Raw genomic sequence first — 24,981 nt, 5'->3', positions numbered from 1 at the left:
AACTTACATTTTTTGAATTAATATTTTGGTATTTACATCGTCAAAAGCAATTTCTGTGCCTTTTTCTACTATTTCTTCAAACACCAACTCACTTGTTAGGGTTTCTGTTTTTACATAATCTTGATTTGCTTCAATTGAGCGCTCTAATATATCATTTTTTTGAATAATCAACTTAATTTTGTCATTTACTTCTAAACCAGATTCTTTTCTAAGGTTTTGAACTCTGTTAATTAATTCACGTGCATTACCTTCATTTCTCAATTCATCTGTAATTGTAACGTCTAAAGCAACTGTTAAACCACCTTGATTAGCTACTAACCAACCTTCAATATCTTGTGATGTAATTTCTACTTCATCTATTGTTAAATTTACAATTTTTTCGTTGATATTTAAAGTTATTTCGCCTTGTTTTTCAATAGTTGCAATGTCTTCTTGTGTTAACTTTTGAATAGCCTGACCAACAAACCTCATCTCTTTCCCAAATTTAGGTCCAAGTACTTTAAAATTAGGTTTTATTGTTTTTACTAACATTCCAGAAGCATCATCAATTAATTCAATTTCTTTAACGTTTACTTCAGATATAATTAAGTTTTGAACAGCTAAAATTTCTTCTCTGTCAGCTTCATCCAAAACAGGAATCATAATTCTTTGTAATGGTTGACGCACTTTTATCATTTCCTTTTTACGTAACGATAATACCATTGAAGATATTTTCTGAGCTTGTTGCATTTTGTGTTCTAATTTCGCATCCATCAAACTTACATCAAAACTTGGAAACTCCCCTAAATGTATAGATTCGAAATCTTCTTTACCAGTTACCGAAATTAGATCTTTATATAGATTGTCCATAAAAAATGGTGCAATTGGAGAAGCTAATTTAGCAACATTCAACAAACACGTATATAATGTTTGGTATGCTGAAATTTTATCTTGCCCGTAATCACCTTTCCAAAAACGTCTTCTGCTTAAACGAACAAACCAGTTACTTAAATTTTCTCCAACAAATTCTTGAATTGTACGAGCTGCTTTTGTAGGTTCATATTCTTCATAGAATTTTTCAACATTTTTTATTAATGTGTTTAATTCAGAAAGAATCCAACGGTCAATTTCTGGTCTATTTTCAATAGCAATTTCATCTTCAGCATAGGTAAAATTATCTAAATTCGCATACAATGAAAAGAATGAATAGGTATTGTATAATGTTCCAAAGAATTTTCTTCTAACTTCATCAATTCCTTCAATATCAAATTTTAAGTTATCCCAAGGATTTGCATTTGAAATCATATACCAACGTGTAGCATCTGCACCATATTTGTCCATTGTTTCAAACGGATCTATGGCATTTCCTAAACGCTTACTCATTTTTTTGCCTTCTTTATCTAAAACAAGTCCGTTAGAGACTACATTTTTATAAGCTACAGAATCAAAAACCATGGTTCCGATTGCATGTAATGTATAAAACCATCCACGAGTTTGGTCAACTCCTTCTGCAATAAAATCTGCCGGGAAGAATTCTTTATTATCTATAAGCTCCTTATTCTCAAATGGATAATGCCATTGTGCATACGGCATTGAGCCAGAATCGAACCAAACATCAATTAAATCGCTTTCACGTTTCATTGGCTGTCCTTTTGGAGAAACTAAGGTAATTGCATCAACCACATTTTTATGAAGGTCAATTTTATCATAGTTTTCTTCGCTCATATTTCCAACTTCAAAATCATCAAAAATATCAGTTTTTAATAATCCTGCTTCTACTGATTTTTTCATTTCAGCTTTTAGTTCTTCAACAGAACCAATCATAATTTCTTCCGTTCCGTCTTCGGTTCTCCAAATTGGTAATGGAATCCCCCAATAACGAGAACGTGATAAATTCCAGTCGTTGGCATTTTTTAACCAGTTTCCAAATCTACCTTCACCGGTTGATTTTGGTTTCCAGTTAATAGTATTATTTAATTCAAACATTCTATCACGTTTGTCAGTCACTTTTATAAACCAAGAATCTAACGGATAGTATAAAATTGGCTTATCAGTTCTCCAACAATGTGGATAGCTGTGACGGTATTTTTCTACGTGAAATGCTTTATTTTCTTCCTTTAATTTTATAGCAAGATCTACATCTAACGAACGTTCTGGAGCTTCGCCTTCATTATAGTATTCGTTTTTAACATATTTTCCTGCAAATTCACCCATATGTTTGGTAAACCTTCCTTGTAAATCTACCAAAGGAACAGGGTTTCCATTATCGTCTAACACCAACATTGGTGGCACTTCTGGACTTGCTTGTTTCGCCACTAGTGCATCATCAGCACCAAAAGTTGGCGCTGTATGTACAATTCCGGTACCATCTTCTGTGGTTACAAAATCACCAGCAATTACCCTAAAAGCATTTTCAGGGTTTTTATATGGCAATGCATATGGCAATAATTGTTCGTATTTAGCTTCTAAAATATCTGTTCCTTTAAATTCATTAACAATTATATAAGGAATCTTTTTGTCATTTTCTTTGTACTCTAAAAGTTGTGCTTCACTTTCAACAACAAAGAATTTCTTAGTGAATTGTTTTCCTACTAAATTCTTAGCTAGAATAACATTTATTGGTTCAAACGTATATTGGTTGAAAGATTTCACCAACACATAATCTATCTTTTTACCAACTGTTAATGCTGTGTTAGAAGGCAACGTCCAAGGTGTTGTAGTCCAAGCCAAAAAGTGTACATCTCCCTCAATATTTTGCAACATTTCTGGTAAGGTGTTTTTTACAGCTTTAAATTGTGCAACCGCAGTTGTGTCAGTAACATCTTGATAGGTTCCTGGCTGATTTAATTCGTGAGAACTTAACCCAGTTCCTGCCTTAGGCGAATATGGCTGAATGGTATAGCCCTTATAAATTAGGCCTTTTTTATACATTTCGGCCAATAACCACCAAACAGTTTCCATATATTTTGGTTTGTATGTAACATATGGATCTTCCATATCTACCCAATACCCAACACGTTTTGTAAGATCGTTCCAAACATCGGTATAACGCATTACGGCTTTTTTACAAGCTTCGTTATACTCTTCAATCGTTATTTTTTTACCAATATCTTCTTTGGTAATTCCTAATTCTTTTTCAACACCTAATTCAATTGGCAATCCATGTGTATCCCAACCTGCTTTTCTTTTTACTTGAAAGCCTTGTAAGGTTTTATATCTACAAAAAATGTCTTTTATTGCCCTTGCCATTACGTGATGTATTCCTGGTAAACCATTTGCTGAAGGTGGTCCTTCAAAAAAGACAAAAGGTTTATTTTCACTTCTTGTAGCTATACTTTTTTCGAAAATATCTTCCTTTTCCCAAAACGCTAAAGTTTCATCTGCTACTTTAGTGAGGTTCAAACCCTTATATTCTCTAAACTTTTTACTCATTTTTATGCTTTAATTCAATTAGTTTGCGAAATTACGGATTTTATTGAAAATATCATTTTATAAATTGTAAAAAATTTAATAGTTAATTCACTGAATTTAACAGATTTAAATTAAGTTTACATTTGCATTCATTTTATATCCAAATATGATTCAAAATATTATATCTATTTCTTATAAAAAGGCTAAAAGAATTCCTCTAAAAAAGAACTCAAAATTTATATTTTTTAGTGACTGTCATAGAGGTGATAATAGTTATGCTGATGATTTTGCCAATAACAGTAATATTCATTTCGATGCGTTACAAAATTACCTCAAAAATGATTTCACCTATATAGAATTGGGTGACGGAATTGAGTTATGGGAAAACCTATTTTTTAACGAAATTTTTGAAGCACATAAAAATTCATTTATGTTATTACGTGAGTTTCATTTAAAAAAGAAATTACACATGATTTGGGGAAATCATGATATGACTTTAAAAAGTAAAAAAAAATCTGCCAAACTTTTAAATACCTATTTTGATAAGATTTCTGGAACCGATAAAGATTTGTTAACTGGTTTAATTTTTAATGAAGGAATTATTTTAGAACCAGAAGGGTTTGATAAAAATATATTACTAATTCACGGTCATCAAGCAGATTTTTACAATTATGTATGGTGGAAATAGAGTCGGTTTTTAGTACGAATTTTATGGAAACCTCTACAAGTAGTTGGCATAAAAGATCCTACAAGTCCTGCTAAAAATTTTAAGGAATTAATTAAAGTTGAACGCAGACTTAAAAAATGGATCTTAGCAAATAACAACCAAATGGTAATTGCAGGTCACACACATAGACCTCGTTTTCCAGAACCAAATGAATTGCCTTATTTTAATGATGGAAGTTGCGTACATCCACGTTCTATAACAGGAATTGAGATTGTTGATATGAAAATTTCATTAATAAAATGGCATATTATTTCTCGTGAAGATGGCACCTTACAAATTGTAAAAACAGTTTTAGAAGGACCAACGGCTATTGAGTTATATTTAAAATAAAAAAAAGCGCCTCTAGAAAGAGGCACTTAACAAAATTTGGGGCTAAAATAATTTTAACCAAACTAAATTTCTTCTAACCTTAAATTGGACAAACAGTTTATAAATGGGTCTCCTTTATTTTATAGAATTTATAAACCTCTTTCTTTTTGAATTTGTTCGTAGGCTTTTTGTACTTGTTTAAACTTATCTTCAGCACCTTTTACATGTTCATCTCCTAAATGTTGTAATTTATCTGGATGGTATTTTTTTACCATTTTTCTATAGGCTTTCTTTAACTCATCGTTACTAGCAGTCTTTTCAATTTCTAATATTTTATAAGCACTTTCAGAACTATCATAAAACATGGCCTTTATTGATTCAAAATCATATTGGCTTATGTATAAATAACCTGCAATTGTTTTAATGGCATTTACTTCTGCTTCAATAACAGCACCGTCAACTTTTGCAAGTCCAAATAAAAAATGAAGTAATTGTAATCGTGAAGCATGCGTCATATTTTGACGAATTTGCATACAAATTTGGCGCGTAGAAATATTGTTGTTCTTTATAAATCCCTTAAATAGTTTAAAAGCATTATTGGCTCTTTCTTCGCCATACATATTTTTAAAATGCAACCTTACAAAAGACAATTCACGTTGATCTATTTTACCATCTGCCTTAATAACAATTGCCGAAAGTAATAATAAACTTATTTCAAAATCTCCCGATTGTGCATTCCTACTTGATGTTGAATACGTGGTTGCACGCTGCACATCACCAGCCGTAAATCCTTCAATAAAATTTCCAACTACGTATCCTAAAACACTTCCTATTGGCCCTCCAACTGCAAAACCCAGTCCAGCACCCAACCATTTAATAAAATTTGCCATATTATTTTTTTGAAAGCACAAAGATACATTGAAATTTTAGGATAGCTAAAGTCAACTTTAGATACAGTTGTTAAAAGTTTAATAAACTTTTAGTAATTAAACCCTTATATTTGCGACAAATTACGTCTAACAAAAAAATTAAAAATATGTATCCACCAGAATTAGTAAGACCTATGCAGCAAGAATTAGAAAATGCAGGTTTTATATCGTTACACACAGCTCAAGAAGTTGAACAAATATTAAAAAATGAAGGAACAACTTTAGTAGTTGTAAACTCGGTTTGTGGTTGTGCTGCTGGTACTTGTAGACCTGGAGCTGTAGCTTCTTTACAAGCTGACAAAGTACCAAATAATTTAGTAACCGTATTTGCAGGAGTTGACGCTGAAGCAACTGGAAAAGCAAGAGAATTTATGATTCCTTTTCCTCCATCTTCACCAGCAATTGCATTATTTAAAGATGGAGTTTTAGTTCATATGCTAGAACGTCATCATATTGAAGGAAGACCAGCAGAAGTTATTGCTTCTAATTTAGCAGGAGCTTACGAAGAGTTTTGTTAAAAATATTTTAAATTAAAAAAATAAAAATCCATTCTGTTTTGAATGGATTTTTTTATTTTTAAAAAATGAAGAAAGATTATATAATTTCAAATACTGTATCCTTTGTAAAAGAAACTTTAAAAGATGCTGAAGGAGGTCATGATTGGTTTCACATTTTACGTGTTTGGAACAATGCAAAACAAATAGCTAGAAATGAAAATGTAAATAGTTTTATTGTTGAATTAGGTTCCTTATTACACGATATTGCAGATTCAAAATTCCACAATGGCGATGAAACTATTGGCCCAAAAGTGGCAAGAGCGTTTTTAGAAAGTGAAAAAGTACCGAATGAAATTATACTTCATATTGAAAATATAATTAACAACATTTCTTATAAAGGAGGAAATTTTGAACAAAATTTTACTTCGCCAGAGTTAGATGTTGTTCAAGATGCAGATAGGTTAGATGCCATTGGCGCTGTAGGTATTGCCCGCTGTTTTAATTATGGAGGGTTTAAAAATAGGCAGCTTTACAATCCTGAAATTGCTCCAAACTTAAACATGACTAAAGAGGAATATAAAAATTCTGAAGCGCCAACGATTAATCATTTTTACGAAAAATTATTACTGCTAAAGGATAAAATGAATACCGTTTCGGGTAAAAAAATTGCCGAAGAACGTCACCAATTTATGGAAAACTTTCTTCAGCAGTTTTATAATGAATGGGAAGGAAATTCTTAGATTTCATTACTTTTATATTGAAATACATTATATGGTAATGCTTTTCCTTTTATGTTAAGCACTACAATACCATGAGCTGGCACTTCAAAAGAAATTTTATTATTTGTAGAAGCAGGAAAATCTTTTTTCGACCATAAATCGCGCATAGTATAAGACGCAGTTGCATCTAGACCTACAGATTCTAAATTAAAAGAAATTGCTGTTGCCTTTTTAGACCTATTTAACAATCCAACTGCAACTTCCCCACTAATAGTTGAAACCAATGGTTTTGCCCAAACTTCCAAATCACCATAATCTACCATACGTCTCGCTTGGTATACAAAATCTGTTTGGTTAAGTGCAATAACTTCTTTATTTGTAATTATTTCAGTAGTTTCTTTACTCATTGTAGATAAATCGTTTCCTAATAAAAGAGGAGATTGCATTAAACACCACATAGAAAAATGTGCCTTATCTTCTTCATAAGTCATACCTCTACCAACTTGTAGCATATCCATATCATTGTATCTCCCGTAAGAACTATGTATCCATAAATTGGCATTTATATCTATAATTGCCAAAATTGAATGAAATTTATTATCAATATCTCCAGAAATTCTCCAAGAATCGGCAACTTGTGTTACCCAAGTTCCCGGGAATTCCCATCTACAAATATTATATACTGTACTAGGTTTAATTTCTTTTATTATGTTACCAATTTCGGTATACCTAGTTTGTTCATCTAACCCTAACCAATCACCTCCACACCAATCTACTTTTATAAAATCGTAATCCCATTCTTTTAAAAATAAGGTTAAATCATTTCTATCGTGTCCGTACAATCCCATTCCAACGCCAATAGTATCTTTATCCCAATAAGAGGCACAAGTATTAATACCAGCATCTGAGTAAATACCAGCCTTTAAACCTTTGGAATGGATATAAGCTGCAAGTGATTTCATACCATTAGGAAAACGTTCTTTATGTACTAATAAATTACCATTTTCATCTCTTCCTCCAAAAAAACCATCGTCTGTATTAATGTATGAATAGCCAACATCTTTTAACCCTTTTGCAACCATTGCATCTGCCTGAGATTTTATAATATCTTCATTAATATTAACTCTGTAATTATTCCAACTTGCCCAACCCATAATAGGTTTTTTAGAAGTTTTAATTTCAGATTTGCTGTTAAATGTCTCGGGTGTTTTTAATGCAGTTGATTTATTACAGGCTGCTAAAAGTACTGCTAATGCAAGTGTTAATAATTTATTCATTCTAATATGAGTTTCAATTTAGTTTTAAAATTTTAATTCGTAAAATAATCAATATTCGTTATAAATTTTACCAACTGTAAATCTAATCAATTTTGATTGTTTTGAAACAAAAAAGCTGTCTTAAAATTTAATTTTAAGACAGCTTTTTTGTATTTTTTAGTATCCGTTAATTAGAAAATAACTTTACTATATCATTTCCATTGGCTAATAAAAGTAAAGCAATTAGAATTAAAAACCCTGTAATTTGGGCGTACTCTAAAAATTTATCGTTTGGCTTTCTACCTGTAATCATTTCATACAATGTAAAAACTACGTGACCACCATCCAGTGCCGGAATTGGTAGTAAATTCATAAACCCAAGCATAATTGATAAAAATGCTGTAATACTCCAAAATGATTGCCAGCTCCATGTTGCTGGAAAAATATTTCCAATGGCAATAAAACCACCAATACTAGTAGCTCCTTTTTTGGTAAATACGTATTTAAATTGCGTTATATAATCTTTTAAAGTCCATATAGCTAAAGAATTTCCTTTTGAAATACTTTCTAAAAAGGAAAAGTCTTTATGTTGAACATCTATACCACTTTGTCTATAATTTGAAACACCAATAGTTCTATCTTCATTAGGAACTATTGAGATTGTATTAGAAACTCCATTTCTCTCAACTTCAACTATTAACTTATCTTCAGTAGAATTTGCGGCAATTTCAGAAAAATCTTGCCAAAAAACCACTGGTGTATTGTTAATTGATATTATTCTATCATTCTTTAAAATTCCAGATATATCTGCTGGAGAACCTACAATAACTGTATCAATTACTGGATTTGTTCTTATTTTAAAAGGTTCCATAACCCCTTTTTCCCACATGATACTTCCTATATCTTCTGGAATTGCAATAGTTGCTGTTTTTCCATCTTCATGAATTACATCTAAAGAAGTAATATCTCTTAAAAATAAATGTTTATTTACATCGGTAACATCTAAAGGGGCTACCCCATTAAATTTTGTAATTATATCACCATCTTTAAATCCGTATTCTTTAAAAGTTTCGTGAACCGCAAATCCATTTTTTACTCCCTCTGGTTTTACAAAATCTATACCCCAAACAAAGGTTATCATAATATAAATTACAATACCTAAAATAAAATTAACAGTTACACCACCTAACATAATAATTAAACGTTGCCAAGCTGGTTTAGATCTAAATTCCCAAGGTTCAGCAGGTTTGTTAAGATGTTCGGTATCCATACTTTCGTCTATCATACCAGATATTTTTACATATCCTCCTAAAGGAATCCAACCAATACCATAAACGGTATCGCCAATTTTCTTTTTAAATAATGAGAATTTATAATCAAAAAATAAGTAAAATTTTTCTACACGTGTTTTAAATATTTTTGCAGGAATAAAATGTCCTAATTCGTGCAGTACTATCAAAAACGATAAACTTAAAATAAATTGTGAAGCTTTAATCAATATTTCCATAAATGTATTTTCAAAAATCTAAAATCGCACAAATGTACGGTTTTAAATACAGTTTTAAAAAACGAATAATTCGATAAATGAACCTTTTAACAAACATTTAGAATAGTTAAGTAACTAATAGGGCTATTTGTTTTAAATTTGTGTTTTAATTTTACACATAAAATGGATTTAAAATTCTTCAAAAAATCGGTTCCTACATTAATTATTATGGCATTTTTTTCTGTAATAATGATTTATGCTATCTATTCACTATTAACGCCTGAAAAAAAACTACCAGTTTATAATCCAGCAGATGTAAATCCAAGATTAGTTGATGAAAGTTTGGTACATATTAGAAGAAATCATAAAGTGTTAGATTTTAAACTTATCAATCAAAATGGTGACACCATAACACAGGAAGATTATAAAGATAAAATTTATGTTGCTGACTTTTTCTTTACGAGATGTATGACTATTTGCCCAGTTATGACAAACAATATTGCTAAATTACAGGATGTTTTTATAGATGATGACGACATTAAATTTATCTCACATTCCGTAACTCCAATTATGGATAGTGTTCCAGTTTTAAAACAATACGCTATAGATAAAGGTGTAATAGATGCTAAATGGAATATTACAACAGGCCCTAAAAAACATATTTACGACCTAGCTCGTAAAAGTTATTTCGCCGTTTTAGATGAAGGCGATGGTGGTTTACAAGATTTTATTCATACCGAAAATTTTATATTAGTTGATAAAAAACGTCAGATTAGAGGTTTTTATGATGGTACTGACACTAAAGATATACAACGTTTAATTGCAGATATTAAACTTTTACAAAGTCAATCTAAAAATTAAATGATAATTGTCATTGTTTAGAATGATTCTAATTTAGTATATTTGCTTATTATTTAAAATCATTCTTAATAATGCTAAAAACAATTGCAAATTTAAAAATTGGAGAGAAAGCTTTTATAGAAAAACTTTGTCTAGAAAACATTCCTCTAAAATTGCTTGAAATGGGTTGTTTACCTGGTATTGAGGTGCAATTAATTCAAGTAGCACCAATGCAAGACCCTCTATATATTAAAGTAAATGGTAGTCACTTAGCAATTAGAAAAGAAACAGCAGAAAAAATATCAATTGTTAATTTCTAACAAATAATGAGTATTAACAATACGGTAAAAGTTGCTTTAATTGGAAATCCAAATACTGGAAAAACTTCACTATTTAATCAACTTACTGGTTTAAAGCAAAAAGTAGGAAATTATCCAGGGATTACTGTTGATAAAAAGCAGGGTTTTTGTAAATTAAATGAAACTACTAAAGCTGTAATAACAGATTTACCAGGAACTTATAGTATCAATCCAACATCAATGGATGAAACCCTGGTTTTAGATAGCCTCTTAAACGAAAAAAACGATACTTTCCCAGATGCAATTGTTGTAGTTGTAGATATAGAAAATATAAAACGTAATTTACTTTTATTTACACAAATAAAAGATTTGAGAATACCTACAATATTGGTTATCAATATGGTAGATCAAATGGATCGTAAAGGAATTAAAATAAATGTACCTTTATTAGAAACACAATTAAAAACAAAAATTGTATTAGCAAGTGCACGTAAAAGAATTGGCATTGAGCAAATTAAAGCTGCTATTTTAGATTATAAAAATCTAAATACAGCCCCAATTAGTAATATAACAGATAGAATTGATAAAGATTATTTTACAAATTTAAAAAATGCTTTTAAAGAATTTCCTCTTTACAAATCGTGGTTATTAATTACCCAAATACAAGAATTCGATTTTTTAAGTAATCAGCAAAAAGCATTAGTATTAAAATTTAGGGAAGATATTTCATGCATAAAACGTTATCAGCACAAAGAAACCATTTTAAGGTATCAAATTATTAATGATATTTTAAAAGAATCGTTTATTGTTGATACTTCAAAAGCTAGTGACTTACGTGGAATATTAGATCGTATTTTAACACATAAAATATTTGGTTATGTAATATTTGCGTTAATATTACTATTTATTTTTCAAGGTATCTTTGAATGGGCAAGTTATCCCATGGATTTAATTGACACTGCTTTTGCTAGTTTAAGTTCTTGGGTAAAAACAGTTATGCCACCTGGAACTTTTACAAATTTAATTGCTGAAGGTATAATTCCAGGTATTGGTGGTGTTATTATTTTTATTCCCCAAATAGCCATTTTATTTACGTTTATTTCCATTTTAGAAGAAACTGGCTACATGAGTCGTGTAGTATTTTTAATGGATAAAATAATGCGAAAATTTGGAATGAGCGGCAAAAGTGTAATCCCTTTAATTTCGGGTACTGCTTGTGCAATTCCTGCAATTATGGCTTCTAGAAACATAAACAGCTGGAAAGAACGGTTGATTACTATTTTAGTTGTACCATTTACAACTTGCTCTGCAAGATTACCTGTATATGCAATTTTAATTGCCTTAGTAATTCCAAATAAAGCTGTTTTTGGCATTCTTAATTTACAAGGTTTAACAATGATGGCATTGTATTTATTAGGTTTTACTGCAGCAATCGCATCATCTATTTTATTACATAAAGTATTAAAAATAAATACCAAAAGTTTGTTTGTAATAGAAATGCCCAATTATAAAATTCCTTCATTAAAAAATATTTTTTATGAAGTAATTGAAAAAACAAAAGCTTTTATTTTTGGTGCTGGTAAAATTATATTGGCACTTTCAATAGTACTATGGTTTTTAGCTTCAAACGGGCCAGATACTTTTAAAAATGCGGAACAGACAATTACTTCTAATATTAAAAATAAAGATATTTCAACAAAAGAACTTCAAAAAAAGATAGCTTCCTATAAATTAGAAAATTCTTATATTGGGCATATGGGTAAAACAATTGAGCCTATTATTAAACCAATGGGATACGATTGGAAGATTGGTATTGCATTGATTAGTTCATTTGCTGCTCGTGAGGTTTTTGTAGGCGCCTTAGCTACTATTTATAATGTAGATAGTGATGGAGAAAATGCAAGCACTATAAAACAACGCATGTCTGCTGAGATTAACACAGAAACAGGAGAAAAAAGATTTAACATACCTACTGGAATTTCATTACTACTATTTTACGCATTTGCAATGCAATGCATAGGTACTTTGGCAATAGTAAAAAGAGAAACTAACAGCTGGAAATGGCCACTACTTCAATTAGTAGGTATGGGTATTTTAGCCTATATATCAGCATTTTTAGCCTTTAATATTTTAAGTTAATGCAAGACATTTTAGTTTATATAGCCCTAGGTTTAGCCATTGGATTTTTAGTTAAAAAATATTTTTTCAAATCTAAAAAGAAGCGCAACTGCAAAACTAATTGCGGCTGTTAATCTGTTCTAATTTAACTTATAGAAAAAAGTATTTCACTGTTTTGGTGATTGTGGAAATATTATCAATAAAAAAAGCTCTGAAATTAAGAGCCTTTAAGATTTTAATATTAGTATTGTAGATTAATCTACAAACTTAGCCACATTCTGCCAAGGCCCTCCGTTGATTACATCAATACCTTGTTGTTTTAAAAATGAAGTCGCTTGTCCGCTTCTTGCGCCACTTCTACAAACAGCAATCACTTTCTTATTTAATGCCTTAATTTCATTAACTTTTGATGGAATTGAATTTAAAACAATATTTTTTGAACCATTTACATGGCCGCTTTCATACTCATCTATTGTTCTAACATCTATAACTACTGCACCTTCTTTTAAATATTCTTCAATGGATGATTCACTAGTACCTCCTCCAAATAATCCGAAAAAACTCATTCTTTTTATATTTTTAATTTTGGGCAAATATAAGTTATAATATATAAAAATTAGTAACAGTGGTTACTAATTATTCTTTAAAATCAACTTTAATCCGCTATCTAATAAATTCGCATACTCCTCATTATGTTTAAGTTGCATTAAATATTTATAGATTTCACCACTTAAATCTGTTTTTAAATTATGTACTATTTCATACATTTCTAATGGTAAAAGCCATTCGTTCGGATATTTTTCTTTTAAGATTTCTAATATTAAATGTAAGCGCTTAGTCTCAATCTTTTTTGAACGCATTTCAGCTATTTCAGCATACATTTTATGCAGTTCTATTTCCTTTTCTGAATAGGTAATTTTATGGGTTTTAGTATCAGAAACCTGTCCCATATCCTGAAAAGATTGTGCATCAGCGGGTCCAGCATATGCCGAAACAATTTCTTTACCAATTGCCATATCGTATATTCCCCATGCTGGTCTAAACAGCACTGTATCATTATGAGTTACGGTACAATTTTTAAAAGAAATTAACAGAATTTTACCTTTTAAATCGCGTTTTCCAGTAATAACTTCACCTTCAACTTTAATATTTCCTTCAAACAATAAGGTTGTTTTTTTACCTTCATAAATACCATACACTTCCAAATCTTTTGGAAACATATTTTCAATTGCCAAATTAATTCCTTTTAGCTTACCAATAGGACTCCCAAATCCATCTGGATGAGAAGTTCGTCCATGTCCAATTAGTTCCTTGTCTCTGCTTGCCAAAGCAGTTGGTCCAGTTGTTTGAATGTAGATTGGCTTGTTTGTTCCATTATCAATTACATTTGTAAAAACTCCTGAAATTTGAATTCCAGTACTTAACTCTATAGTTCCTAAATTATTGGAGTCAATTAATTTTTGAACGCCTGTTAATCCACCTTTACGCAATGCCATTTTATTGGCAAATTCTTCTAAAACAAAACTCAAATACGCAAAATCTGGTGTTACAAATAATTGTGGTTGTGTTTGTGTAATGTCAAAATTTTGTTGAGCAGCTTCAATGGAATATGGTACTTTTTTTACTTTATCGGTTAAACACAATTTACTTTCTCCAATAGATGATAATAAGCCTGCTCCGTATATTTTAGGATTTTCTAAAGTTCCAATCAACCCGTATTCAACCGTCCACCAATGCAAATTTCTTATTTGAGCCATTTCAGAAAGTTCGCCCATATTATTTTGTAAATCTTCAACAGTTTGTTGTGCATTTTCAATTTCCACTTCAGTCGCATTTGGATCTTCCTTTAATATTGAAAGTAAACGAATGGCTTCATACATTTCAAAATCTTTTGAAGAAGAAATTGCTTTACAACCAATTTCTCCAAAACGTCTTAAATATTCGGCATATTCTGGATTTGCAATTATTGGAGCATGACCCGCAGCTTCATGTATAATATCTGGTGCTGGTGTATATTTAATATGGTCTATAGTTCTAATATCTGAAGCAATTACCAACACATTGTAAGCTTGAAATTCCATAAAAGCATTTGGTGGTATAAAACCATCTACCGAAACTGCTGCCCAACCTATGTCTTTTAAAATACGGTTCATTCCTTCCATTTTTGGAATAGCATCAACAGAAATACCAGTTTTATTTAAACCCTCTAAATACGATTTATGAGCAACTTTGCTTAAATAATCTACATTTAACCGCATAACATACCGCCAAACTGCTTGGTTTTGCGCAGTATAGAACGTATAAGGTTGCTTTACAATAAACTTATGTAAATGTTTTGGCAATCTTTTGGTAACTTTATTAAATTCTATTGAGTTTTTCATAAAAATAATTCTGGGTTCAATTTACAATTTTTTCAAAATGCTGATATCTATTTCACATAAATTTAACTTTGTATATTTACAACGCTAGGTAATATTTTTAAGATGAAAAGAAAAGGGAATTCTAAAATTAAATTGCTAATTGGAGCTGGTATTATTATTTTTTCGCTATTTCAATACTTTTCTAATAGTGAAGTAAATGAATTTACAGGCAAAAAACAACATATTTCTATCTCTGTGGATGATGAAATTGCTATCGGTTTACAAAGTGCACCAACTATGGCGCAACAACATGGCGGTTTGTATCCAGATCAAAAATACCAACAATTTGTAGATCAAGTTGGCAGAAAATTGGTTCATAATAGTATCGCCAAACAAACTAACTATAAATACGATTTTCATTTATTAAAAGACGCGCAAACAATAAATGCTTTTGCTTTACCTGGTGGACAAATTTTTATTACTTACGCACTATTTTCAAGGTTAGAAAATGAAGATCAATTGGCTGGTGTTTTAGCTCATGAAATTGGTCATGTTGTAGGCAGACATTCGGCAGAGCGTATGTCTAAACAGAATTTAACTGAGGGAATACTAAGTGGTGTTCCCGTTGGTATAGATCCAAGTACAGTGCAAGGAGCGGCTGCATTGGCTACCATTATTAATATGAGTTACGGCAGAGAAGATGAATTAGAAAGCGACGATTTAGGTGTAAAATTTATGATAGATGCAGGCTACAATCCTATTGAATTAATTGGCGTTATGAAGATTATAAAAGAAGCTGCAGGTCCAAATAAAACAAATGAAAGATTAAGTACACATCCAGATCCCGAAAACAGAATTGAAAAAATTAAAGAAGCTATTAAAAAATATAAAAATAGTAGTTCCTAGTATTGAGAATAGGTTATTTCAAAATTCAGGTAGTATAATGCTCATAACTTGTTAAAAAATGTTAAAAATTTGACTTTTTCAATTAAATCTGTATATTGTTTATATGACACAACCAAAAGATAATTATAAAATTTCTGTTATTTAGACTTTAATAAGGTCTAACTATTTATCACCCCAACCTTTTAAATTACCACCTTAAAAATCAATTTTGCAATGTTACCATCTTAATTTAGGTGGCGTAACTTGCGTTCATTATTAAACACTATAAAAACATGGAAACTCTTACAAAAAACACAAATACAACATCAAAAAAAACATATAGAAAATTAGGATTTACCTATTTAGAAACAGCTGAAATTGTAGTTCATTTGAATGAATTAATTGCTAATTACATTGTACATTATCATAAACTAAGAAATTTTCATTGGAATGTTGATGGTCCCGATTTTTTCGAATTACATCAAGAATTTGAAGATGAGTACAATACCGTTAAAGAAAATATTGATGTTTTAGCCGAAAGAATACGTGTATTTGGTATTAAACCTTCAATGACAATGACAGAGATTTTATCCGTTTCTGAAATTAAAGAAGCCAATGCAGCTAAAATGTCACCAATTGAAATGGTAACCCAGTTGCTTAAAGATTATGATATTTTGCACCATAAAATGTTAAATGTTGTAAATGCGGCATTAGATACTGGAGATAATGTAACAGAACAAATAATAACCGATTTTATGAGAGCACTAGAAAAGAGAAACTGGATGTTTACCTCTTGGACTAAGTAATACTAATAGTTTCTTATAAACTACTTAAATAAAAAATCTCAGGTTAAAGATTTAACCTGAGATTTTTTATTTATAATGGCAATCAGTTATTTCTTTTTTCTCTTCTTATTTTTTTCGTTTTGAAGCGCATCTTTAATTACATTGTATGTTTCTTTAGCATTTGATGTTTCGGCCCATTTAAGAGCTGTAAAACCATTATTAGTGGCTTTAAGTTTTAGTTTTGCACCATTATCAATAAGTAATTTTGCAATTTTGGTTTTGTTATACCTTGCAGCAAACATTAAAGGTGTTAAGCCAGTTGATCTTGCATTAACGTCTTCCCCTTCTTCAATTAATGCTTGTACAGCATAAAAATCTCCCATTTGTATTAATTTGCAAAAAGCATTTACACTTGTTGAAAATTTATCAGGAATTTTTTCGGTTAAATCAGTTTTGGCTGAAACTAAAAATACAGATAATAATAAAACGATAGATAAGATTGTTTTTTTCATAATGATTCAATTAAAAATTTATTTATATTCAAAAGACTTTATGTTTTAATTCTTGTTACAAGAATTTCTCTAATTAACAATACTTTAACCTTGTCTTAAAATTAATTATATCGCAATCGTTTTAGTAGTTTTAAGAGTAATTTAATACCTAATTACAAGGTGCTTACCGTGAATACTTCGTATATTTGAACTTCAAAATTAAATAGATTTAAGAATGAATAAGAAAGTAATTTTAATGATTTTAGATGGTTGGGGAATTACACAAGACCCTAAAGTTTCTGCAATTTTTAACGCAAAAACTTCCTATATAGATAATTTATACAATTTATACCCGAACGCTAGTTTACGTACTGATGGTGAACACGTTGGGTTACCTGAAGGACAAATGGGAAATAGCGAAGTTGGACATATGAATTTAGGTGCTGGTAGAATTGTTTACCAAAATTTAGTTCGTATTAACATGGCAGTTAAAGATAAAACTTTAGGACAAGAAAAGGTTTTAATAGATGCCTTAACCTACGCAAAAGAAAATAATAAAAATATTCATTTATTAGGACTCGTTTCTAACGGAGGCATTCACTCACATATAGATCATTTAAAAGGGTTGTTAGATGTTGCAGCTGAAAACAATGCTGAAAATGTGTTTTTACACGCATTTACAGATGGTAGAGATTGCGATCCAAAATCGGGTAAATTTTTTATAAATGATATCCAAGAACATATGGCAAAAACAACTGGAGAATTGGCAACAATTACCGGGCGTTATTTTGCAATGGACAGAGATAAACGTTGGGAACGTGTAAAAATAGCGTACGATGCTTTAGTAAATGCAACTGGTGAGAAAAGTAACGATGCCATTAAAAGTATTGAAGCAACCTACGCGGAAAATATAACCGACGAATTTATCAAACCTATTATTATGACAGATGATAATGGCAACCCAAAAGCGCAAATAAAAGCTGACGATGTTGTTATTTTCTTTAATTATAGAACTGATAGAGGTCGTGAATTAACAGAGGTCTTAACTCAAAAAGATTTTCCAGAATTTGGAATGAAAACCTTGATGTTACATTATGTAACAATGACTAACTATGATGAAACTTTTAAAAATATCAATGTTATTTACAATACCGATAATTTAGAAGATACATTAGGTGAAGTTTTAGAAAAAGCTAATAAGAAACAGATTAGAATTGCTGAAACTGAAAAATATCCACACGTTACCTTCTTCTTTTCAGGAGGGAGAGAGCAAGAATTTAATGGTGAAAAACGTTTACTATGCCCATCACCAAAAGTTGCCACCTACGATTTAAAACCTGAAATGAGTGCGTATGAAATTAAAGACGCAATTATTCCTGAACTTAAAAAAGGAGAAGTAGATTTTGTATGTTTAAATTTTGCAAATGGTGATATGGTTGGACATACAGGAGATATGGATGCTGCTATAAAAGCTTGTGAAGCTGTTGACCAATGTGTTAAAGAGGTTATTACATCGGCTAACGAAAACAATTATACTACTATTGTAATTGCAGATCATGGTAATTGTGAAACAATGAAAAACCCTGATGGTTCTCCACATACAGCACATACAACTAACCCAGTTCCTTTTATAATTGTAGATAACGATATAAAAAACATTAAAGATGGTGTTTTAGGTGATATTGCGCCAACAATTTTAAAATTAATGGGCATTGAACAACCAAAAGCAATGACAAGACATTCATTAGTTTAATGTACTGCAAAAAACATTGAATTAAATATTTTAAAATGAGAACTTATGTAAGCATATTGTTCTCATTTTTTTGTTTAATTTTCACAAAAAATAAATAATTTATGAAAAAACTAACTTTAATTATTTGTGTATTGGCTTTAAACCTTAGCTGTGGTAGTCAGCAAAAATCAACAACCACTACAACTCCAAAACCTCCTGCTGTTCCAGAAATACAAATACCATCACCTACTATTGATGCTCATGGAAATTTAATTGGTATAACTGCTAAAAGTAATTTTTTAGAAGCTCCTTTTAATGATTGGTTTACTTTTAATTATGAAAACTATGAATTAAATACTGAAACCATTACCACCTTAAAACCATTGCTAAAAAACGTAACTATTAAAGCTTTCATGGGAACTTGGTGTGGAGATAGTCAAGAACAAACACCTGTTTTATATAAAATTTTAGATGCCACAGATTTTCAATATCAAAATTTAGAAATGGTTGCGGTAGATCGTACTAAAAAAACACCTGATAATTTACAAGAAGGTTTAAATGTTTTTAGAGTTCCTACTTTTATTTTTTACAAAAATGACACAGAAATTGGTCGTTTTGTTGAATATCCAAGAGAAAGTGTTGAGGAAGATATACTTAAGATTGTTAGCGGTGAAGCCTACAAACATTCATACGAAAATTAAGGTTTTAGACTATCCCATCCTTAAATATAGCTACAAGTTAAAAATTGATGTACCCTGTTTTAAAGTAAATTAATCCTAAAAATTAACAAAAAAGTCTATTAAAATTTATAATAGACTTTGAATTATAATGCCAAGAAACAATGAAATATGTACTTATTTTTTAACTAAGTTCTTTGTTGACAATTGGCTTTTTTATTTTGAATAGGCACCAGAAGAATATGTTAGTTCATAACTATGAGTATAGATTTCAAAAACAATTCCAAATGGATCTTCCACATAACACATTTTGAAAGGCTTGTCATTCGGATAGTATTCTCTTATTGGCATTCTTTGTTTTCCACCATAATCCAAAATTTTATCAATCAGTTCTTCAATATTTGGGTCTTGTATACAAAAATGAAATAGACCAGTATTGAAAGGATTAAATTCAGGTGCTTCTTTAATTCCATTCGGAAAAGAAAATAATTCTATTCCAATTCCGTCAGAAGTTGCTAAATGAGCAATTTCAAATTCGGTCCAATTATCTCCGAAAACATCAATACACATTTGACCAATGGCAGTTTCCTTTTCCTTTTTGACTTTTGAAGGCTCCATAATTATATACCAGCCCATTACTTCTGAATAGAATTTTACAGCTTCTTTTATATTTGGAACTGTGATTCCAATATGTGAAAATGATTTTGGGTAATTTTTAATAGTTGTCATAAATTATATTTTAGATTGCAAAAATAGATTATATTTGCCTAATAGGCAATAACTTACAAAAAAGTAGTATAGTTACCTAAACGAGTAAAATAGTGATAATCAATACCATAAATAAAAAATTTGAACAAAAAAAATAGTTGCCCTTTAAATTACACAATGAATTTAATAGGAACAAAATGGAAACCTTTAATTTTATTTCATCTATTAGAAGGCGATCTGCGTTCAGGAATATTGCAAAAGAAAATTCCAGAGATTTCAAATAAAATGTTTACCCAAACCGTAAGAGATTTGGAAAAAGATGGGCTTATATCCAGAAAAGTTTTTCCTGTAGTTCCGCCCAAAGTAGAATACAGCTTAACTAATAGAGGAAAATCACTAGAGGATATTTTAAGAAGTCTAGATAAATGGGGTTTAGAAGATTGTCAGAATTAATATAATAGACTGGTATTCCTACAAAAAAGATTACAAATTTAAGCGGCTCGTTTAATCTTGTTTTTTAATAATCTTCTTTCTGTTTCTAAAGGATGTCTAGTCCTGAAATATGGCTACAGGTTAAAATTGAATTTAAGCTGATAATTTATATACCATATTTGGTGTTTTAAAGTCTAAAGATAAGTGTAATCTTATTTGGTTGTATAATTTAATTGCATTTTTTGCAGCTCTTTTAGCGTGTTCTGTATTCATAAAGGTTTGATCTAGGTAGAATTCATCTTTCAATATTCCGTTAACTCTTTCAGCTAGTGCGTTTTCATAACAATGATTTTCCTCTGTCATGCTAATGTTTATTTTCTTTCTTTTTAGGATTTGAGTGTATACATTGCTGCAATATTGAATTCCCCTGTCTGAATGATGAATAAGACCTTTGATGTTTTTAGCTTGATATACGGCTTTATTAAGAGCTCTCACACAACCTTTAAGTTCTAAACTGTCACTTAGGTCGTATCCTACAATTTTCCTTGAATACATATCTGTAATGAGCGCTAAATAACAGAATCCATTTAAGGTTCTGATGTATGTTATATCAGCTGCCCAAACTTGATTTGGTTTTGTGACTTCCATATCTTTAATCATATTGTTATACTTATAAAATCTGTGATAAGAATTTGTAGTTCTACAACTATATTTCTTTCTTAATGTTAGCATATTATTCTCTCTAAGTACTTTAAATAAGGTGTCTCTACCTACTTTTAGGTTTTGTTTTTTAAACTCCAGGTTCAAGGACTTGATAAGTTTTCTAACGCCTTCTCTAGGTAAGGATTTGCGTCTTTTCTTAACGATCTGAATGATTTGTTGCTCTATTAGAATACGTTTATCAGCTCTGTTTTTGTATTTATAATAAGCATCTCTTTTGAGGTTAAAACATTCACAAATATTAGAAATTGATGCAAATCCTTTGTTTTTGTCTATTGCAATACCTAAAGCTAAATATTTAGTTTTTTTTTAAGTTCTAATACATTTTTGTAGCCTAGTTTTTTAGCAGCAACTTCTAAATAAGATTCTTCTACCATTTGGTCTAAATCTTTTTTAAGAAGTAGTTTTTTGAGTTGTTCAATCTCTTTTTGAAGTGCTTTTATTCGTGATATTTCATCATTAGTTTCTACCATAACTCTTGTGTTCATAAGGTCTTTACGGTCATATTTTCTAATCCATTCATTGATGGTAGTAGGAGCAATCCCATAAAGTTTACCAAGTTGATACTTATTATACTTTCCAGTACTAAGTTCGGCTAAAATTTTTAATTTAAAAGGTTCGCTGTAACGTCTGGTTACTCTGTCGTTTTTATACATAATGTTTAAAATTATGTAGCCTTTATTCAGGACGAGTCAGAATGTTGTACAACGATTTAGAGTATGAAAAGTAGCATAAAAAACACACAGAATTTCGGATTAGTAAACAGATTTTTTAACAGCATAAAACTTTGGTTTCGCAATAGGAAGCTATTTTTTATACGCAGTGTTGCCCACAGTAATAATCGTAAAGGTTGTTCTGAATCTGTCATAAATAATAATCCTACTCAAATTTTCGTTGAAGGTAATTGGGTTCGATATGTCAATCTAACAGATAATATTTCCTTTATGATTTCTCACGATAATTTCATTCAAATGTATAATGAATATTGTACTAAATATTTTCCAAAATCTCACGATGGTAAGGTATTCAAAAAATTAGTTATATCTAATCGTAATTCATCTGATAATAAAGATTCTTCCTTAAAAGAGTAACCTCCATCAAATATAATTATAAAATTCTCAACACACGTAATATCATCAGGGCAACTTTCAATGTAGTCCTGATGTTTTTTATTCAACTCTATTAATCCTAACTCAAATGCGTTCTTGCTATTTTCGTTTTTAAAAGGAATATAATCAGGTATTCTTTTTTGAGCTTCTTGTTTTAAGTACTCGTTATTCTTTTTTTCTTGTTCTTCTCTTTCCATAGTGTTCGTTATTGTGGGCAACGGTTTCGTGTATGAAAAGTGCGGGTTTGCGTCAGAGGATTTTCGGAACGAAAATCGGAAGAAAGCAAACACACACTTCCTTTTGGTTAAGCACTAAAATAAGCATTTTTTATACACAGTGTTGCCAACAGTATTTTATTCTTTATATTCCAATTCAATAATTTCGTTGTTAATTATAAGTGTTTTTATAATTTCATTCTTATCAAATGAAGGTCTAAATTCTACGGATATTTTTCTTTTTTTATTTGGCTTAAGTGTTTGTTGTAATTTATTAGTTCTTGCTGTCATTTTCATAGCCATAACAACAAAATCTATATGGTGTAATTCGGAATTCTTGTCTTTTATAAATATTTTTTCAAAATCAATTATTTGATTTGTTGAAGAGTTGTTTTTAAATTCAAACGTTATTGATACAAACCTTTTTCCGCTTTCTGCAATAATTGTATTCGAATAATTAGCAGAACCTCTGTCAATCATTTTTGCTTTTTTAAGTAAATAAATTCTGAATTCAACATCTTCAGAATAATTGTAATAAACATTCTTGTTGATTTTTTGTGCAGAAGTTGTGAAAGAAATAAAAAATAAGATTATTAAAACTCTATTCATTTGGCGGTGTTTTGGTTAATATTGTTGGCAACGGTATCGGCTATGAGTAGTTGCGTAGATTAGCACGTAACTTTGCAAGTACACACCAAACTGAAAATCCGCGAGGATTTTCAGAAGTAGGCGAGAACAAGCAATTACTTATAGCCATTGTTATGTGCTGGCTTTTCTAAGTTCAGTTTATCAAAATATTCATTCATTGTATCCCAAACTGCATAATATTCTAGTTCCTTCGCTCGTTCATCATTTCCCATATCTGTATTAATTACAATGTATCTGCCCGTTTTTTTCTCTTTGTCAAAATACATCCAAGTTCCTACACCTGCATCTCCTCCTGAATGCCCTATATAGCCCAATGCACTATGTCCAATGAATATCGAAGGGCTATAGTCTCCGTTATAAGGATTTCCAGCATTTCGTGATTCAAAGTTTTTTTCTTCTAATTGCTCTGTAAAGAGTTCTTTATAGCTTTCTTTTGAAAGTAATATCCCTTCTCCCGAATAACCTTTAACTAATTCAGCAAGGTATTTAGCCATGTCACTGCTTGATGAAATCAACATACCATCAGGATAAGTGATGGCTGTATAAAAGGGTAGAAGTGTATTATCATTTCTATATAATCTTGAATGCTTTTTTATATCAACATTATCTAATGACCAACCCGATGAATTCATTTCTAATGGTTTTAGAATGTGTTCTTCAGTAAATGCATCAAATGCTTGACCTGTTGCTTTTTCAATAACAAATGCACACAATGTAGCACCTATGTTTGAATAGTTATATCTTTCTCCTGGTTTGAAGTTTAAGTAATTATCATCTTGATAATATGCACCATTAATCTCCAAGTATCCTTTTAAATATTTTTCCATTGGAATATCAAGTTCAGATGGGTTCAATCTTTGAGCTGGATAATCTGTACTTACTTTGGTTAAGTCTTGGTCTTTTGTAAGAATCCAAGCTCTTTCCATATACTGTTCTTCAGTATCACTTATACCAGAAGTATGTGTCGCTAATTGTCTTATAGTAATGGTTTCATTAGGATAATTTGGGTTTATTACCTTAAATGGCAAATAATCCTGAATTGGGTCGTCTAAATTTAGTTTCCCCATTTCTTTAGCTTTCATTAAAGCTATACCAATCAAAGTTTTAGAAACCGAAGCAATATGCTGTATTGTGTTTTCCGTATATCGCTCTTGTGTCTCAAGATTAGCTAACCCAAAGCCTTTCTCATAAAGCACTCCGTTTTGGTCAACCATTGCAACTGCAAATCCATTTATTTGCCCATTTTTTTGAATGGAATCCAATTTCATTGTTAAAGAATCAAGAACAATTTGGTTTTGACTTTTTGGGCTTTTAGTATGTTTTTTGTTTTGATTACACGATGAAAATACAATTCCTATTATTAATATTAAAGCTAATTTTTTCATTTGTTTTTTGTTTTCTTAAGGACTAAAAAATTGGGTTATTGTTACAGTTTCCTTTTTCAGCTTGCACATAACGTTAAAGTATAAATGCAGTAGCTGACTTACTGTCTAAAGTTTAAATTTAAAAACAAATATTATTTATTGCAATAGCCTTAATGTTAGACACCAACACAGCTATTGCTTTTATACAGCTTAAGTTTGTCTTTTAATAAATTTGATACTTAATCAGAAAGAATAAAAGAGAGAATTAAGGTTAATATATACGGT

At 30.3% G+C, this 24,981-nt stretch carries 25 protein-coding genes; 12 read left to right on the top strand and 13 right to left on the bottom strand.

The window, feature by feature from the left end:
* Positions 1–3: 3 nt before the first annotated feature.
* Complete coding sequence (ileS, locus tag IEW75_RS11670; RefSeq protein ID WP_134249051.1) at positions 4–3,411, bottom strand: isoleucine--tRNA ligase; 3,408 nt, start codon at positions 3,409–3,411, stop codon at positions 4–6.
* Positions 3,412–3,556: 145 nt separating this feature from the next.
* On the opposite strand from ileS, the gene IEW75_RS15965 reads away from it, so the two are divergent.
* Both IEW75_RS15965 and IEW75_RS15960 read left to right on the top strand, forming a co-directional pair.
* Positions 3,557–4,078 carry a metallophosphoesterase family protein gene (locus IEW75_RS15965; RefSeq protein WP_308423336.1) on the top strand — a complete coding sequence of 174 codons (522 nt, stop codon included), beginning with the start codon at positions 3,557–3,559 and terminating at the stop codon, positions 4,076–4,078.
* A 141-nt stretch (positions 4,079–4,219) separates the two neighbouring features.
* Positions 4,220–4,447, top strand: a complete 228-nt coding sequence (locus IEW75_RS15960; protein WP_308423335.1) for a hypothetical protein — start codon at positions 4,220–4,222, stop codon at positions 4,445–4,447.
* A 128-nt stretch (positions 4,448–4,575) separates the two neighbouring features.
* Here IEW75_RS15960 and IEW75_RS11660 read toward each other — a convergent pair whose 3' ends face one another.
* Positions 4,576–5,316, bottom strand: a complete 741-nt coding sequence (locus IEW75_RS11660; RefSeq protein WP_134249052.1) for a TerB family tellurite resistance protein — start codon at positions 5,314–5,316, stop codon at positions 4,576–4,578.
* Between the two features lie 146 nt (positions 5,317–5,462).
* Here IEW75_RS11660 and IEW75_RS11655 point away from each other — a divergent pair, with 146 nt between their 5' ends.
* Positions 5,463–5,873 (top strand): BrxA/BrxB family bacilliredoxin, encoded by a 411-nt coding sequence (locus IEW75_RS11655; protein WP_134249053.1) that lies wholly within the window; start codon positions 5,463–5,465, stop codon positions 5,871–5,873.
* Positions 5,874–5,938: 65 nt separating this feature from the next.
* The gene (locus IEW75_RS11650; RefSeq protein WP_134249054.1) at positions 5,939–6,592 is read left to right on the top strand and encodes an HD domain-containing protein; all 654 of its coding nucleotides are present in this window, start codon (positions 5,939–5,941) and stop codon (positions 6,590–6,592) included.
* On the opposite strand, the gene IEW75_RS11645 is transcribed toward IEW75_RS11650, so the two are convergent.
* Complete coding sequence (locus IEW75_RS11645) at positions 6,589–7,848, bottom strand: glycoside hydrolase family 27 protein (protein WP_134249055.1); 1,260 nt, start codon at positions 7,846–7,848, stop codon at positions 6,589–6,591. The two genes, IEW75_RS11650 and IEW75_RS11645, sit on opposite strands and share 4 nt — an antisense overlap.
* A 166-nt stretch (positions 7,849–8,014) precedes the next feature.
* Positions 8,015–9,334: an RIP metalloprotease RseP gene (gene rseP, locus IEW75_RS11640; protein WP_134249056.1), complete on the bottom strand. Its 1,320-nt coding sequence runs from the start codon at positions 9,332–9,334 to the stop codon at positions 8,015–8,017.
* Between the two features lie 162 nt (positions 9,335–9,496).
* Between rseP and IEW75_RS11635 the strand changes: the two genes are divergently transcribed.
* From IEW75_RS11635 to feoB, 3 genes are all read left to right on the top strand, one after another.
* Positions 9,497–10,174, top strand: coding sequence for an SCO family protein (locus IEW75_RS11635; RefSeq protein WP_134249057.1), 678 nt, complete (start codon positions 9,497–9,499; stop codon positions 10,172–10,174).
* A 71-nt stretch (positions 10,175–10,245) separates the two neighbouring features.
* The gene (locus tag IEW75_RS11630; protein WP_134249058.1) at positions 10,246–10,473 is read left to right on the top strand and encodes a FeoA family protein; all 228 of its coding nucleotides are present in this window, start codon (positions 10,246–10,248) and stop codon (positions 10,471–10,473) included.
* 6 nt (positions 10,474–10,479) lie between these two features.
* The gene (gene feoB / locus IEW75_RS11625) at positions 10,480–12,591 is read left to right on the top strand and encodes a ferrous iron transport protein B (RefSeq protein WP_134249059.1); all 2,112 of its coding nucleotides are present in this window, start codon (positions 10,480–10,482) and stop codon (positions 12,589–12,591) included.
* A gap of 233 nt (positions 12,592–12,824) precedes the next feature.
* On the opposite strand, the gene IEW75_RS11620 is transcribed toward feoB, so the two are convergent.
* Positions 12,825–13,136, bottom strand: a complete 312-nt coding sequence (locus IEW75_RS11620) for a rhodanese-like domain-containing protein (protein ID WP_134249061.1) — start codon at positions 13,134–13,136, stop codon at positions 12,825–12,827.
* A gap of 66 nt (positions 13,137–13,202) precedes the next feature.
* Entirely contained in the window at positions 13,203–14,951 is a 1,749-nt protein-coding gene (locus IEW75_RS11615) for an aromatic amino acid hydroxylase (protein WP_134249062.1), read from the bottom strand.
* 102 nt (positions 14,952–15,053) lie between these two features.
* Here IEW75_RS11615 and IEW75_RS11610 point away from each other — a divergent pair, with 102 nt between their 5' ends.
* Positions 15,054–15,836 carry a M48 family metalloprotease gene (locus IEW75_RS11610; RefSeq protein WP_134249063.1) on the top strand — a complete coding sequence of 261 codons (783 nt, stop codon included), beginning with the start codon at positions 15,054–15,056 and terminating at the stop codon, positions 15,834–15,836.
* A 272-nt stretch (positions 15,837–16,108) separates the two neighbouring features.
* On the top strand, positions 16,109–16,621 hold the full coding sequence (locus IEW75_RS11605) for a Dps family protein (protein ID WP_134249064.1): 513 nt from the start codon (positions 16,109–16,111) through the stop codon (positions 16,619–16,621).
* A gap of 86 nt (positions 16,622–16,707) precedes the next feature.
* Here the strand turns inward: IEW75_RS11605 and IEW75_RS11600 are convergent, their stop codons facing one another.
* Positions 16,708–17,112, bottom strand: coding sequence for an ankyrin repeat domain-containing protein (locus tag IEW75_RS11600; protein WP_134249065.1), 405 nt, complete (start codon positions 17,110–17,112; stop codon positions 16,708–16,710).
* Between the two features lie 214 nt (positions 17,113–17,326).
* Between IEW75_RS11600 and gpmI the strand changes: the two genes are divergently transcribed.
* Positions 17,327–18,844 carry a 2,3-bisphosphoglycerate-independent phosphoglycerate mutase gene (gene gpmI / locus IEW75_RS11595; RefSeq protein ID WP_134249066.1) on the top strand — a complete coding sequence of 506 codons (1,518 nt, stop codon included), beginning with the start codon at positions 17,327–17,329 and terminating at the stop codon, positions 18,842–18,844.
* A 101-nt stretch (positions 18,845–18,945) separates the two neighbouring features.
* A complete protein-coding gene (locus IEW75_RS11590) occupies positions 18,946–19,524 on the top strand; it encodes a thioredoxin family protein (RefSeq protein ID WP_134249067.1) in 579 nt (192 codons plus the stop codon).
* Positions 19,525–19,716: 192 nt separating this feature from the next.
* On the opposite strand, the gene IEW75_RS11585 is transcribed toward IEW75_RS11590, so the two are convergent.
* On the bottom strand, positions 19,717–20,229 hold the full coding sequence (locus IEW75_RS11585; RefSeq protein WP_134249068.1) for a VOC family protein: 513 nt from the start codon (positions 20,227–20,229) through the stop codon (positions 19,717–19,719).
* 156 nt (positions 20,230–20,385) lie between these two features.
* On the opposite strand from IEW75_RS11585, the gene IEW75_RS11580 reads away from it, so the two are divergent.
* Positions 20,386–20,661 (top strand): winged helix-turn-helix transcriptional regulator, encoded by a 276-nt coding sequence (locus IEW75_RS11580; RefSeq protein WP_134249069.1) that lies wholly within the window; start codon positions 20,386–20,388, stop codon positions 20,659–20,661.
* Between the two features lie 132 nt (positions 20,662–20,793).
* Here the strand turns inward: IEW75_RS11580 and IEW75_RS11575 are convergent, their stop codons facing one another.
* The 5 genes from IEW75_RS11575 to IEW75_RS11555 form a co-directional block, all read right to left on the bottom strand.
* Positions 20,794–21,636, bottom strand: a complete 843-nt coding sequence (locus IEW75_RS11575) for an IS3 family transposase (protein ID WP_262711453.1) — start codon at positions 21,634–21,636, stop codon at positions 20,794–20,796.
* Between the two features lie 14 nt (positions 21,637–21,650).
* Entirely contained in the window at positions 21,651–22,016 is a 366-nt protein-coding gene (locus IEW75_RS11570) for a transposase (RefSeq protein WP_134249071.1), read from the bottom strand.
* A gap of 353 nt (positions 22,017–22,369) precedes the next feature.
* On the bottom strand, positions 22,370–22,666 hold the full coding sequence (locus IEW75_RS11565; protein ID WP_134249072.1) for a hypothetical protein: 297 nt from the start codon (positions 22,664–22,666) through the stop codon (positions 22,370–22,372).
* Positions 22,667–22,822: 156 nt separating this feature from the next.
* Complete coding sequence (locus IEW75_RS11560; protein WP_134249073.1) at positions 22,823–23,293, bottom strand: hypothetical protein; 471 nt, start codon at positions 23,291–23,293, stop codon at positions 22,823–22,825.
* 134 nt (positions 23,294–23,427) lie between these two features.
* On the bottom strand, positions 23,428–24,717 hold the full coding sequence (locus IEW75_RS11555) for a serine hydrolase domain-containing protein (RefSeq protein ID WP_134249074.1): 1,290 nt from the start codon (positions 24,715–24,717) through the stop codon (positions 23,428–23,430).
* Positions 24,718–24,981: the final 264 nt, after the last annotated feature.

Origin of the sequence: Lutibacter litoralis, from assembly GCF_014646675.1 — a bacterium.
Lineage (GTDB): Bacteria > Bacteroidota > Bacteroidia > Flavobacteriales > Flavobacteriaceae > Lutibacter > Lutibacter litoralis.
The sequence above is the reverse complement of the archived record's forward strand: the minus strand, read 5'-3'. Positions and strand labels throughout refer to the sequence as shown.